This is a genomic window from Stenotrophomonas maltophilia (assembly GCF_003970865.1).
Taxonomy (GTDB): Bacteria; Pseudomonadota; Gammaproteobacteria; order Xanthomonadales; family Xanthomonadaceae; genus Stenotrophomonas; species Stenotrophomonas maltophilia_AR.
Genome location: NZ_RXLZ01000006.1, coordinates 74,757 through 87,651 on the forward strand (window position 1 = coordinate 74,757; position 12,895 = coordinate 87,651).

11 protein-coding genes are annotated in these 12,895 nt (G+C 67.1%); 6 read left to right on the forward strand and 5 right to left on the reverse strand.

The window, feature by feature from the left end:
• The first annotated feature begins 26 nt into the window (after window positions 1-26).
• Complete coding sequence (locus EKL94_RS03395; RefSeq protein WP_024957423.1) at window positions 27-743, forward strand: MgtC/SapB family protein; 717 nt, start codon at window positions 27-29, stop codon at window positions 741-743.
• 31 nt (window positions 744-774) lie between these two features.
• On the opposite strand, the gene EKL94_RS03400 is transcribed toward EKL94_RS03395, so the two are convergent.
• A complete protein-coding gene (locus EKL94_RS03400; protein WP_126927979.1) occupies window positions 775-1,182 on the reverse strand; it encodes a MerR family transcriptional regulator in 408 nt (135 codons plus the stop codon).
• A gap of 63 nt (window positions 1,183-1,245) precedes the next feature.
• On the opposite strand from EKL94_RS03400, the gene EKL94_RS03405 reads away from it, so the two are divergent.
• Window positions 1,246-2,073 (forward strand): class I SAM-dependent methyltransferase, encoded by an 828-nt coding sequence (locus tag EKL94_RS03405; protein WP_126927980.1) that lies wholly within the window; start codon window positions 1,246-1,248, stop codon window positions 2,071-2,073.
• A gap of 85 nt (window positions 2,074-2,158) precedes the next feature.
• Here the strand turns inward: EKL94_RS03405 and EKL94_RS03410 are convergent, their stop codons facing one another.
• The 4 genes from EKL94_RS03410 to EKL94_RS03425 all read right to left on the reverse strand — a co-directional run bounded on the left by EKL94_RS03410 (window position 2,159) and on the right by EKL94_RS03425 (window position 9,823).
• Window positions 2,159-2,449: a DUF6959 family protein gene (locus tag EKL94_RS03410; protein WP_019659952.1), complete on the reverse strand. Its 291-nt coding sequence runs from the start codon at window positions 2,447-2,449 to the stop codon at window positions 2,159-2,161.
• Between the two features lie 121 nt (window positions 2,450-2,570).
• Window positions 2,571-3,407 carry an OmpA family protein gene (locus EKL94_RS03415; protein ID WP_126927981.1) on the reverse strand — a complete coding sequence of 279 codons (837 nt, stop codon included), beginning with the start codon at window positions 3,405-3,407 and terminating at the stop codon, window positions 2,571-2,573.
• A gap of 61 nt (window positions 3,408-3,468) precedes the next feature.
• Complete coding sequence (locus tag EKL94_RS03420) at window positions 3,469-8,607, reverse strand: ESPR-type extended signal peptide-containing protein (RefSeq protein WP_126927982.1); 5,139 nt, start codon at window positions 8,605-8,607, stop codon at window positions 3,469-3,471.
• Window positions 8,608-8,842: 235 nt separating this feature from the next.
• Window positions 8,843-9,823: an AraC family transcriptional regulator gene (locus EKL94_RS03425; protein WP_126927983.1), complete on the reverse strand. Its 981-nt coding sequence runs from the start codon at window positions 9,821-9,823 to the stop codon at window positions 8,843-8,845.
• 685 nt (window positions 9,824-10,508) lie between these two features.
• Between EKL94_RS03425 and EKL94_RS03430 the strand changes: the two genes are divergently transcribed.
• From EKL94_RS03430 to cpaB, 4 genes are all read left to right on the forward strand, one after another.
• Window positions 10,509-10,715, forward strand: coding sequence for a Flp family type IVb pilin (locus tag EKL94_RS03430; RefSeq protein WP_126927984.1), 207 nt, complete (start codon window positions 10,509-10,511; stop codon window positions 10,713-10,715).
• Window positions 10,716-10,803: 88 nt separating this feature from the next.
• Window positions 10,804-11,349, forward strand: coding sequence for an A24 family peptidase (locus EKL94_RS03435; RefSeq protein WP_126927985.1), 546 nt, complete (start codon window positions 10,804-10,806; stop codon window positions 11,347-11,349).
• The gene (locus tag EKL94_RS03440) at window positions 11,346-11,822 is read left to right on the forward strand and encodes a TadE/TadG family type IV pilus assembly protein (protein ID WP_126927986.1); all 477 of its coding nucleotides are present in this window, start codon (window positions 11,346-11,348) and stop codon (window positions 11,820-11,822) included. Before EKL94_RS03435 ends, EKL94_RS03440 begins: the two co-directional genes overlap by 4 nt.
• Window positions 11,823-11,845: 23 nt before the next feature.
• Window positions 11,846-12,883 carry a Flp pilus assembly protein CpaB gene (gene cpaB / locus EKL94_RS03445; protein WP_126927987.1) on the forward strand — a complete coding sequence of 346 codons (1,038 nt, stop codon included), beginning with the start codon at window positions 11,846-11,848 and terminating at the stop codon, window positions 12,881-12,883.
• Window positions 12,884-12,895 lie beyond the last annotated feature (12 nt).

Below are 12,895 nucleotides of genomic sequence, written 5' to 3' on the forward strand. Positions count from 1 at the left end.
TCACCTCGACCGGGTAGACTCCGGCCATGCGCTTCATTGAGACCTTCCAGGCCGGTCCTTTCGCCGACACCGTGGTGAGCCTGCTGGCCGCCTTCGTGCTGGGCACGCTGATCGGCGCCGAGCGCCAGTACCGGCAACGCACCGCCGGCCTGCGCACCAACGTGCTGGTGGCCGTCGGCGCCGCCGCCTTCGTCGACCTGGGCATGCGCATCGCCGGCAGCGCCGAGGCGGTACGGGTGATCTCCTACGTGGTCTCCGGCGTCGGCTTCCTCGGCGCCGGCGTGATCATGAAGGAAGGCATGAACGTGCGCGGCCTCAACACCGCCGCCACCCTGTGGTGCTCGGCGGCGGTGGGCAGCTGCACCGGCGCGGACATGCTGGCCGAAGGCGTGCTGCTGACCGTACTGATCATCGCCGGCAACACCCTGCTGCGGCCGCTGGTGAATGCGATCAACCGCATTCCGATCAATGAGACCGCCACGGAAGCCACCTACGAAGTGCGCCTGAGCGTGGATGCCGAAGCGGTGCCGCGGGTGCGCGAGCGCCTGGTCGATGCGCTGGAAGCCGCGCAGTATCCGGTCGGTGATGTGCAGGTGGTCGAGCATGCCGATGCACCCACCGATGTGATCGCGGTGCTGGTCAGTACCGCCGTGAGTGCCGATGAGCTGGACGTGGTGCTGGCGCGGATGGAGCACGTGCCGGGCGTGCTGCATGCCACCTGGGAAGTCAGTACCCGCGATTGATTCATCCTCGCATGGCGTGGATGCGCTTCTCTCACCCGCCCGCCATGCGCTGCTGTGCCCGCAGCAGCTTGCGGAATGAACCGCACTGCCGCGCGTCCTGCGCTTCCGGGCAGGCCGCCGCGCGCTGCAGATGCCGGCGCACCCGCTGCAGCTGGGTGATCTGCCGCTGCAGCGCATCGGCCTGTGCCAGCAGCGCCTCACGGTCCAGCGAGATGCACCCACGCTGCGGCGGCAGCGATGCCCCGATCTGCTGCAGCGACAACCCGGCCGCCTGGCCAAGACCGATCAGCGCCAGCCGTTCCAGCACCTGCTCGTCGTACTGCCGGCGCAGGCCGCGACGGCCAAGGGCCTGCAGCAGCCCAAGCTGTTCGTAGTAGCGCAGGGTCGAGGCCGGCACGCCACTGCGCTTGACCACCTCGCCGATATCCAGTTCACGCACGGGCTTGACCTCAAGTGACCTTCAAGCGCCAACCTATGGGCGACTTCCCCGCAAGGCAAGACCATGACCAGTACACCCCCCGTTGATCAGAGCGCCCTGTGGAACGGCCCCGGCGGTCAGATCTGGGTTGCGCAGCAGGCCATCCTCGACGGCCTGTTCCAACCCCTGGCCGACCTGCTGGTCGACGAACTGCCCGACACCGTCACGCAACTGCTGGATGTAGGCTGCGGTACCGGTGCCAGCCTGCTGGCATCAGCCGCCGCACGCCCGTCGGCGCACTGCACCGGCCTGGACATCTCCGCGCCGATGCTGGCGCTGGCCCGCCAGCGCGCCGAGGCGGCAGGACTGGACGCAGACTTCATCGTCGCCGACGCACAGCAGCATCCGTTGCCCACCGCGCACTTCGACTGGATCCAATCTCGTTTGGGCGTGATGTTCTTCGAAGATACCGAGGCCGCCTTCGCCAACCTGCACCGCGCCGCGCGGCCAGGTGCCGGCCTGCGTTTCATCGCCTGGCGCAGCGCAGCGGAGAACCCGTTCATGACAACGGCCGAACGCGCCATTGGCGATGAACTCGATCTACCCCCACGCGCGCCAGGAGCACCCGGCCAGTTTGCCTTTGCCGATGGCCAGCGCGTGCAGCGCCTGCTGCAGGCCGCCGGTTGGAAGGATGTGGAGATGGTTGCGGTGGACCTGCCGTGCTCGATCGCCCGCGATGCGCTGCCAACCTACGTTGGCCAGCTGGGCCCTTTGGGCCTGGCGCTGCGCAACCTGCCCGAAGACCGGGCCACCTCGCTCCGGAACAAGGCAGTAGCGGCATTCACCCCGTTCATCGGGGGCGACCGTGTGCGCGTGGACGCAGCCTGCTGGCTGGTACGCGCCCTCGCCTGATACAAAAAAGGGGACGGAGGGGATTAAGTCGTTTCCGGCACAGCCGGGGCAAGAACGACTTAATCCCCTCCGTCCCCTTTTTCTCCTACAGCGCCTCGCCGGCGTCGGCCAGGCGCGATTCAATCAGCGCATACCACTGCTGCAGCACGTCAATCAGCATGTCCAGTTCGGCGTCGGTGCGCTGTGCGCGGCCACTGCGCAGGCAGGCCTGGGCTTCCTGCAACTGGGCAAGGAAGCCGGCTACGGTGTCTGCCTGCAGGATCAACCCCGGCAGGCGCCGCCCGGGAATGCGCACCACCGCATGGTTGCCGAGCTGACCGTACACGCTGAGTGTGGTTTCCGTCTTCATGGAAAGAGGCAGGAATTGAGCGTTCATCGCGTGCACCAGGGAAAACCTGAGCCGCCGGCAGGCGTGGTCAACGGGGGAGACGTAACCACGTCCTGCCGACGGTCAGGGGGGACTCGGGATACCGGGGCATGGCCCCGGTGCGGGACTCTCAGCGCGGCTGGGCCATTCCGGCGATCTGCACGCGACGGTTCGGCGCCAGGCAGGCGATCAGCTCGCGACGGTTGCGCTGCTCGCACTGCACGATCGGCTCGGCTGCGCCCCGCCCTTCGGCGCTGATGCTGGCCGCAGGCACCCCACCCTGCACCAGCGCGCTGCGCACGGCCTCGGCACGTCGCTGCGACAGGGTCTGGTTGTAGCTGGCACTGCCGATACGGTCGGTGTACCCGGTCACCCGGATCGACTGCACCTGGCTGGCTTCGCGCACCTGCGCCAGCACGCCCTGCACCGCCTGCTGGCCTTCGGCGCTGAGCACCGCGCTGTCGAAGCCGAACAGCGCGTCGGCCGACAGGCGCAGCGGCTGCTCCGGCAGCGGCGCCGGTGCGGGCGGGGCCGGCGGCCGCGGCGGGTCCAGCACCGCCGCACATGATTCAGGCTTCCAGTAGCCACCCTGGGCGATGCCCTTGCTGTCGAAGCGCACCTGGAACTGGCAGGTGAAGTATTCGGCCCCCTGCGCGGTGCGGAAGTTGAACAGGTAGTTCCACTCGCGCACGCCCCACATGCCTTCGTTGAAGTGCGGCGTGCCCAGCAAGGTATACAGCTGCCGCTTGCTCATGCCCGGCGCGAAGCGGCGCAGGTCGGCGACGTCGGGATAGATGCCTTCCTTCAACGAGGCCTTCGAGGCCTCCGGGAACTGCACGGCGGTGGTTTCGGCAGGACCGTCGGCGGCCGGCGCATGGCTGCGGCAGGCGGCCAACAGGCCCATTCCCAGGACCAGGCCCAGCACTGCGGCCATCTGGCCGGTGCGGGCGATGCGATGCTGTTTCATGTCATTCCCCCTTTGGACGTTTCCGCGATGCCGGGCCGCGCGTGCGGCCCGGCGGCGGGGATCACCACTGGATGCCGGCACCGACGGCCACACCGGCCTCGCCTCGGCTGTTGGTGGAGCCGCTGAACTTGTAGATCCAGCGCCCTCCCTCGGAGACACCGGAGATACCGACTGCCACGCCCGACTCGCCGTTGTAGCTGCCGGCGGCGACCGAGGCCATGCTGCGGCCCGCTTCGCTGGGCTGCGGCAGCGCTGCGGTGGCCATCGCCGACGCGATACCGGCCGAAGCGCGGTTGTCGGTCTTGCGCAGGTCACGCTCGAAGCCGCCCATGCGCTCGTCGGTGTAGGCCTTCGACCAATCCAGGGTCTGCGCCATGCCCGACTTCAGCTGGTCCACGTTGACCGCGTCGGTACCGGCGGTGCCGGCGGCGACGTTGCGCACCGTGGTCGGGCCGCTGTTGGTGCTGCCCAAGGTGACGCTGTTGTAGTTGGTCGCACCGTTCACCGTGGTGTCGTAGCGGATCGTGCCCTGCTGCGAGGCCTGCAGCTGGCGCACGTTGACCGCATCGGTGGCCTGCGAACCGTCGGCCACGTTGACCACCTGGCGTTCGGCACCGGCGGCACCGACCGAGACCGTGTTGGCCCGATTCGCCACCGAACCCGCACCCAGCGCCACCGAGTTGTCGGCCTGCGCCTGCGAACCATTGCCCAGCGCAGTCGAGTTGGCACCGGCGGCAGTGGAGCCTGCGCCACCTGCGGCCGAGTTGGCACCGCTGGCGGACGGATCGGCCAGGTTGTTGGTGTTGTTGGCGCGGAAGCTGCCGGCCACGTTGGTGATGTTCTGGATCTTCTGGTCGGTGTACTTCTTCGACTCGTCGATGGCGTAGTTCACGCCGTTCTTCAGCTGGCCGACATTGGTTGCGTCGTACGTATCGGAGCCGTCGGCGACATGGGTGATCTTGCGCTCGCTGCCAGTGCTGCCGATGGACACCTCACCGGCCGAGTTGCTGGCGCCGGTCTGCCCGTACGCGCCGGTATAGCCGCTCTGGGCGCCAACGCTGGCCACCGAACCGGCACCCAGCGCCACGCTGTTGCCGGCGCTGGCGCTGGCGCCGTTGCCGACCGCCACGCTGTTGGCACCGGCTGCACTGGCCTGCGGCCCGACCGCCACCGCTTCCGCACCGGCAGCCGTTGCAGCCGCTGCCGTCGAGTTCACCGCCAGGTAGGCACTGCCACCGCCACCGTTGGTGATGCGCTGGTTGAGGACCTTCAGCGAGCCGTCAACGGCAGTGAAGGCGGCGGTGACGTTGTTGTAGTCGCCGCTGGTGAAGGTGCCATCGGTGGCGATGCTGGAGATGCTGAACTTCGGCGCGGTCCACACGTTGGTGGTGCCGTTGTAGGCGGTGGTGCCACCGAAGTAGTTGGCGATGGTGCTGTTCGTGTTGAACAGCTGGTCGCCGGTGATGGCATCGCTGCTGCCGGCCAGGATGCTGCCGGCGGCGACGTTGGTGATCTTCACCGCGCCGGTGCCGGTGCCCGTCAGCGTCACGCTGTTGAGCACGTTGCCGCTGCCGTCGACGTCGTACTTCACGGCAAGCTTGTCGATCTCGCCGGTCTGGTCGGCGACGTTGGCCAGCGAGTTGCTGACCGCATCGAAGGCGGTACCGACGTCGTTGTAGCTGCCCTTGGTCACGGTGCCGTTGGCGGCGACGTTGTTGATCGAGTACGTCGGTGCGGTCAGTACGCCGCTGGCGTTGACCGCCGCGCCACCACCCAGATGAGTGGCCACGGCCTGGTTGGCAGCAAACAGCTGGGCTCCGTTGATGGCCTCACTGCTGGTGGCACTGACCTGGCCCGGGCCGAGGTTGCGCAGCGTGGTGGCGGTGCCGGTCTGGCCGAGCGTGGCACTGGCGTAGTTGACGCTGCCGTCGCCGTTGAGGTCATAGCGCAGGGCGCCCTGCTCCGAGGCCTGCAGCTGACCCAGGTTGACCGCATCGGTCGCTGCGGTACCGGCCGCCATGTTGGTGACTTGGCGTTCTGCACCGGCGGCACCGATGGACACGCTGTTGGCACGGTCGGCCAAGCTGCCGGCGCCAACCGCGATGCTGTTGGCGGCGGTTGCGCGGGCGTTGGTACCGACTGCAATCGAGTCGGCGCCGCTGGCCAGTGCCTCGGTACCGGTCGAGTTCACCCGCAGGTACTTGGTGCCACCGTTGCGGATATCGGTGATCTGCGTATTGAGGTTGACCAGCGAGCCGTCGACCGCCGCGAACGCATCGGTGGCGTTGGTATACAAGCCCTTGGCAATGGCGCCACCGGTGGAGATGGTGCTGATCTCGAACAGCGGCGCGGTGAAGGCGCCACTGGCCGGATCAAACGCTGCACGGCCGCCGAAGAAGCTGGCGATGGCCGCATTGGTCGCCGCCAGCTGGCCGCCATTGACCGCTTCCAGGCTGCCGGCCGTGACTGCACCGCCGGCCAGGTTGCCGATGGTGGTGGTGCCAGTGCCCGCCCCGAGCGTGACACGGCGATAGTTCGGGTTGCCGGCACCGTCCAGGTCATAGGTCACTGCGGCATCGGCCACGCCGTTGATCAGGCTGATCGCGCCCTTCAACTGGGCCACGTTGACCGCATCGGTATTGACACTACCCGCCGCGACGTTGGTGATCTGACGCTCGCCGCCACCGGCGGTACCCACCGACACTTCACCGGCCGAGACCTGCGGCGCAGTGAGGCCATAGGCGCTGTAGCTGGCCTGGGCACCGCGCAGCGCGGCCGAGCGGTAGCCCAGTGCGACCGAGTTGGCCTGGTTCGAGGTGGCCTCGGCACCGAGCAGGGTCTGCCCGTTGGCGGTACCCACCGCGCTGTCACCGACGATCACCGAATGGCCCATGCGCGCAGCGTAGTCGGCGGTCGGCACGCCAGTGGGGTTGCTCGGGTCATTGGTGCCTGCACCCGGGAAGGCCACGTTGGCATCGACCTTCGGCAGTTCGTGCCGTGCATTGGCACCGATCACCACTTCCTTCGAACCGTTGGCGAAGGCGCCGTCGCCCATCAGCACCTGGTAGTCCTGCGCGGCGTTGACGGCCCAGCAGGAAATGTCGGCCAGGGCGATGTCCAGGCACTTGGCGGCCCACGCCGGCGAGTCCTTCGGCAGCAGCAGGCCCAGCAGGCCACCCGGATTGCCGTTGTTGATGTTGTAGATGTAGCTGTCGGAGGTGACACCACCGATCAGGGTCAGGTGCGAGCTGCCGCCGGTGACGGCGCCACCGAGACCATTGAGGGTGCTGCCGACCGGCGACAGGTTGACCAACGGCAGGCCCAGCACATTGACCGTCGAGTAGGTCTGCATCACGTTTGCGTTGCTGAGCTTGAGGTTGCCGTTGCTCAGGTAGCCGTTGCCACCGAACAGGCTGGTGGTGGTCGGGCCGATCAGCTGCCCGACATTGCCGACCAGGCCGCCGGTGCCGATGATCAGGCCCGCGTTCGGATCGGCCGGAGCCGGCGCCTTCGGGCTGGTCGGCGGGATCGCCGAGGGCTTGGTCAGGCCGAGGCCGCCGAGCGTGCCACCGACCAGGCCGCCTACGGCACTGCCGAGATTGCCGATGGTGCCGTTGAGGTTGCCATTGAGCAGGTTGCCGACGGCGCCGCCGACATTGCCAAGCGTATCGCCCAGCAGACCACCGAGGCCGCCGGTGCTGCCACCTGTAGCGCCATTGAGTACACCGCCGACGGTGCTGCCCACCGCACCCACTGTATTGTTGAGCGTGCCGCCCACGGCGCCACCAACTGCACCCACCGTGCCGACCGCGCCGTTGAGTGCGCCGCCGACGGTGCTGCCGACCGAACCGACCGTGCCGTTGAGCGCACCACCCACGGTACCGCCGACTGCACCCACCGTGCCAACCGCACCGTTGAGTGCGCCGCCGACTGCGCTGCCGACCGAACCGACCGTGCCGTTGAGTGCGCCACCCACGGTGCCGCCGACTGCACCCACCGTGCCAACTGCACCATTGAGTGCGCCGCCGACTGCACTGCCGACAGTTCCAACAGTGCCGTTGAGCGCGCCGCCTACAACACCGCCAACCGTGCCAACTGCGCCGTTGAGCGTGCTGCCCACTGCGCCGCCCACCGTTCCAACAGTACCGTGCACGGCGCCGCCGACCGCACCGACCGTGTTGCTGACGGTGCCATCAAGCACGCCACCCACGGCGCCACCTGCCGCGCCGACAACGCCACCCACCAGGCCACCGACGCCCAGCGCGCTGTTCTGCGCTGCCACGGTCGCTTGGCCGGCCAGCTTCAGATTGCGGTCGGCCACGACTTCCTGGCCATCCGGCGCCTGCACGCGCACCTTGCCGGCAACACCGGTATCGAAAGCTGCGGTGATCGCGCGATCATGGGTCTCGCCCGGCAGCTCCTCCTTGGCCGGCAGCGTGACCGCCGCCGTCGCCTTGACCTGCCCCTGACCGTCGATCTGGTGGCCCGCCAGCTTCAGCTGCGAATCCACCTTGCCGTCAACGGACGCCTTCAGGCCGGACAGCGAGCCAGCAACAGCGGCGGCCGCCTTGGCACTGGTGTTGATCGAGGCCACCTGGGCACCGACGATGCCAACCCCGGCCTTCGCCTGCGCATCCGCAGCCACACCGAGCGGCGCATGCGCGGACGGCGCAACGTTGGCCGCCAGCGAGGCATCAATCTTCGCCGCATTGGACGCTGCGTGCCCCAACCCGACATTGGCGCGGACATCGGCGGTCAGCGCAGGAACCGCGACCTGCTTCGGCGCGGCATTTGCCGCCAGCTTCACCTGCACAGTGGCCGGAAGCACGTCGCGCACGATCGGCAGCGCGTTGGTACTCAGCTGCAGGCCAACACGCGCATCAGCGCTGATCGCCGGACTGCTCTGCGCCTGGCGCGATGCGGCGGCCAGCGCTACTTCCGCGTCGACCTTGACCGGCATCGGCTGCGCATACTTCGCGGCCAGTGCCTGCAGGTCACGTAGAGACTGATTGGATTCGGATGCTCCTGCATGCCCGCTGGCCAGCGCGCACAGCAGGGCCAGGGCCAGTGCGGTCGGCATCAGCAGGGCACTGCGCGGATCGCGGGCGGCGCTGCCGCCGCTGTCGCCGGTGGCCAGTTCCGAGGCCACAACCAGAGCATTGAGCTGGCGGTTCCATACACGCCGGTAGATGCGGTTCATGAGCATTTCCCCCGTAGGCGAACAACTGGAATGTCAGTGGACTTGCCGTTAGGCAGGTGACTGACATTTCAGCGTTTGCAACGGCGGCTGCGCACTTCATTCCGGCACGGCAATCGCGCATTCCGGCAAATCCACGGTCGGAATCGGCAGCCGGTTATGCAGAAGCGGCAACCATATCGGCAAGCGGATATGCAATTCCGGCAGGAACTGCCGGGAAACCCTTACGGGGCCTGGATCAGGCGGGCTGGCCGATCTGCGCGGGCGCGCGCATCAGGGTGTCGCGCGGCAGTTCGCCGAAGACCTTGCGGTAGTTGTCGGCGAAACGCGACAGGTCCCACAGGCCGCAACTGAGGGCGATGGCCTTGACCGAACGGCGGCTGGAATCGGCCATCGACAGGCTGCGGCAGGCCGCGCACAGGCGCAGCATCGACAGGTAACGATTGGGCGACGTACCGAACAGATCCTCGAACGCGTAGCGCAGCCCACGCTCGCTGACACCGGCCGCATCGCAGATCTCATTCATGTAGATATTGCGGCGCAGGTTGAGGCGCATGAAATTTTCCGCCCGCTGCGCGATCAGATAATGCGTGCGCCGCGCACGGCTGCAACCCGGGCGATCGGCGGAACCCGCACCCAGCAGTGCCTGCACGTGTTCGTGCAGCAGCCGCTCGGTTTGTTCCGGCTGCAGGCCTGTGCCCTGGCCCAGCTGCAGATGCAGCTGCTGGTAGTGCTGTGCCAGCGGGGCGGCCTCGCTGGCCAGGTTGAACAGTGAAAGCGCCTGTCCAGCCGGCGGCGTGCTGCGCAGGCTCAGTTCGGTCAGCTTGCGCTGCACCCGTGCCACCGGTACCAGCATCAGGGTCATGTGCGTGCCCGGGCTCAGGGTGAACTCGCTGATGCCCTCGGGCATCACGGTCAACGCCATCCCAGGTGCAAGCGGTACGCCATGGCACCAGCTCAGGGTCTCATCGGTCGCATGCAGATACCCCAGCATCGCCCAGTCCGGCGGCAGCATGAAACGTCCACGGCAATGGAATCCACAGCTGATGCTGCAGAACAACGCCTCCTCGTGCACGCGTGAAGCGAAGGCCGCCCGCGGCCCATTGCCATCGAGCAGAAGCAGTTCGACATCACATACACGAAGCACGCCGCTCAGCGTCGCCAGGTCGATCGACCGCAGGCCGCTGTCGTCGCTGTCTCCTACCCCACCATCGACCATGACAGTGTCATCCCCCCGATTATCTGTCGTGCGATACGGCCCCCACTGCCTGACAGGGCACGCACCTCTCATGGAATCTCTTCCATCACCGGGATGCGCGCCGCCAACGTGCACACCCCAAAGAAACGCGAGTACTTGAATACGAGTATGCCCGATAATTCAACGGGGTAAACATCTGCACCGCGTTGAATAAGATGGATACAGAAGTGAAAACCAGGTTGTCGCTTTTGGCACGGTTTTCGCATGCAGCTTAAAGCTCAAATCACATTATCTGCACGTCGATGAATCGTTGTGCGAGCGAACGGATTTCCGTCACAGAACCCGGCTTAAAAATTAAGGAGCGAAGGGATTCTGCCGAATTTGCATATAGGTTCCGGTTGCAGCCGGCCGCCATTCAGGCAAAGTCGATAACACGGTGATCCGGTCTTTGATAATGACCGCACCCAGGGGGACAGCATGACCATGCACGTATCGCTCGACACGTCGACCACCGGCCCCGCGCCGCGCGGTCGCGGTTGTGCGAACGGCGTCCCGCCTGGAAACGATCACCCTGCTTGAGCACAGCGGGTCCATCCCGCCGTGCCTCCTCCGCCAGGACGTGCGGAGGTCCACGGACGATCCCGGCGGAGCCGGGCCACCGCCCAACAGGTGTCCTGTAGCAGACAGGTAGAGGGAGACAAACGTCATGAACGCATCGATCCGCAAGTTCCTGAAGGAAGAAGATGGCGTTACCGCACTCGAGTACGGCCTGCTGGCGGCTGTGATTGCCGGCATCCTGATCGCGGTCGGCAATGCGCAGATCAAGTCCTTCTTCGAGACCTTGTTCACCAATCTCTCCGCACTGGCCACCAAGGCCTCCGGCAGTGCAGCACCGCCTGCCGGCGGGAACTGACCGGGACCGCGCGCAGCCGTCGGCTGCGCTTGCGGCTCATTGCAGAAGGCAGCGGCTGACCGTCCACTGACGGACGATGGGGTGTGTGATGACACTGCTGGGATTGCTGGCCATCGGTGTGTGCCTGCGGATCGCGATCAGCGATCTGTACGCCCGTCGGGTGCCCAACGCCTGGCTGCTGTCCGCATGCGCGATCACCGTTGTCGTGCTCATCGCCGGACAGTTCAACGCGCCGCGCCTGCCGTGGGCTTCCCACGTTGCCGGCGCGGCACTCGGCCTGGTCGCATTGCTGCCTTTCCATGCGGTGCGCTGGATGGGCGCCGGCGACGTCAAGTTCTTTTCGGTACTGGGATTGATGCTGGGCTGGCAGGCACTGCTGCCGATCTGGATCGCGGCCAGCCTCGCAGCAGGCGCACATGCCGCACTGGTGCTGGTGTCACGCCGGTTGGGTCCAGTACTGCCCATCGGTCTTCAAGCCCATATGCATCGGGCAAGTTCGCAATGGCATTCGCACCCGGCGCTGCGCGGGATGCAGGGCGCCCGCCAGGGACGCCAAGGCATTCCCTACGCCGCCTACCTGGCGGTATCCGCCATCGGCTGGGTCCTCATCAGCACGTACGGAGGTGTGGCATGAACATCCACCATCCACGCCGGCAACGTGGCGTGGCCAGCATCGAGTTCGCGCTGATGTTGATGCTAGGCCTGCTGCCACTGCTGCTGTTCACGTTCTCCGGCGTGATGATCATGGCGGCCCAGCAGACGCTGGCAACCGCCTCGGCCGAGGGTGCGCGTGCATCGCTGCGCTATGGCAGCGCCAACGAACGCCGTACGGCCGCCTGCGTTGCGGCACGCAGTTCGATGCAGTGGCTGCTGAACTTCTCGGGTCAGCCGGTCGACTGCAGTAATGGTGGAAGCAACGCCATTCTGGTCTCCGCGCAGGCCCCCTGCGCCGGACTGGCCAGCGCCCAGTGCATGACCGTGACAGTCAGCTACGACTACGCAAGCCATCCCTTCCTGCCCGGCACCGCCACGCTTTACAAGTGGGTGATGCGGGCTCCCATCCGCAGCGTCGCGGTCGCTCAGCTCGACCTCGGCAGCGGCAACTGACATTCGGTACAGGAGACGGTTCCATGCTCAAGTTGACCCGCATTGCTGCCGTCGCCCTGATCGGGCTGGCCGTGCTGCTGGCGGTGATCGCCTTGATGATCGGGCGCAAGCAGGCCGCGCCGGCCACGGTTGCCCCGGTCGCGCAGAGCGAAGCCCAGGCGATCACCGTGGTGGAGGCGGTGGCACGACTGCCGGCCGGCGAACCGATCTCTGCCAATGGACTGCGTCTCGCACAGCGCAGCGCCCCGGTTGCCGGCGCCGCCACCAGCATTTCCGCCGTAGTCGGAAAGGTTCCCGTGCAGGACATCGCCGAAGGCACGGCGATCAGCAGCAATGCACTCGCGCAGGGATTCTCGCTGCAGCTGCGCCCCGGGGAACGCGCACTCGCGGTCCCGGTCGACGAGCTGGTGGGTGCCGGCAACCGCATCCTGCCGGGTGATTTCGTCGACGTGTTCCTCAACCTGCGCACTGCCCAATCCAACCCCAGCGGCCCGGCCGAGGCGGCACAGACGCGTCTGCTGTTGTCGCGCCTGCGCGTGCTCAGCTATGGCCAGCAGGACATCGCCCCGGCCAACCATGACGCTGTTGCCAGCAGTGAGACCGATGCCCGCAACGATCCACGCGCCGCAGACATCACCGGAAGCAGCAGCACCCAGAGCACGGGCAGCGAGACCGCCCAGCCCGCACGCAGCGCGGTACTGGCGGTGCCGGTGGCCGATGCCAACCGGCTGCTGCTGGGTGCACAGCAGGGCAAGCTGTTCCTCGCCCTGCGCAACCCTGGCGATTCCGGCCAGCCCGATCTGGCGCTGTTCCCGCAGGCACGCGGGGTGATTGATCCACTGCGTGGCCTGGATGCGGAACAGCAGCTCGCGCTGCAGCGGCCAGAGAATCACGCCTTTGCTGGCATCGACGGCGATGCATTGGCCGGCCGCAGCAACACGCCGGCGCGCAGCACCCAGGATGCCCCGGCACGTGCACCCGCACCGCGGCGCAGCGCCCCGCGCGCATCGGGCATCGAGATCATCCGAGGTGACAGCTCCGCCCCCCGTGGTTCCCTTTGACCTGCATCGAGC

Coding starts and splice junctions, on each gene's coding strand:
- EKL94_RS03395 (WP_024957423.1), top strand. CDS start 27: ATGCGCTTCATTGAGACCTTCCAGGCCGGTCCTTTCGCCGACACCGTG.
- EKL94_RS03435 (WP_126927985.1), top strand. CDS start 10,804: ATGACACTGCTGGGATTGCTGGCCATCGGTGTGTGCCTGCGGATCGCG.
- EKL94_RS03440 (WP_126927986.1), top strand. CDS start 11,346: ATGAACATCCACCATCCACGCCGGCAACGTGGCGTGGCCAGCATCGAG.
- EKL94_RS03410 (WP_019659952.1), bottom strand. CDS start 2,449: ATGAACGCTCAATTCCTGCCTCTTTCCATGAAGACGGAAACCACACTC.
- EKL94_RS03425 (WP_126927983.1), bottom strand. CDS start 9,823: ATGGTCGATGGTGGGGTAGGAGACAGCGACGACAGCGGCCTGCGGTCG.
- EKL94_RS03405 (WP_126927980.1), top strand. CDS start 1,246: ATGACCAGTACACCCCCCGTTGATCAGAGCGCCCTGTGGAACGGCCCC.
- EKL94_RS03420 (WP_126927982.1), bottom strand. CDS start 8,607: ATGAACCGCATCTACCGGCGTGTATGGAACCGCCAGCTCAATGCTCTG.
- EKL94_RS03415 (WP_126927981.1), bottom strand. CDS start 3,407: ATGAAACAGCATCGCATCGCCCGCACCGGCCAGATGGCCGCAGTGCTG.
- EKL94_RS03430 (WP_126927984.1), top strand. CDS start 10,509: ATGAACGCATCGATCCGCAAGTTCCTGAAGGAAGAAGATGGCGTTACC.
- cpaB (WP_126927987.1), top strand. CDS start 11,846: ATGCTCAAGTTGACCCGCATTGCTGCCGTCGCCCTGATCGGGCTGGCC.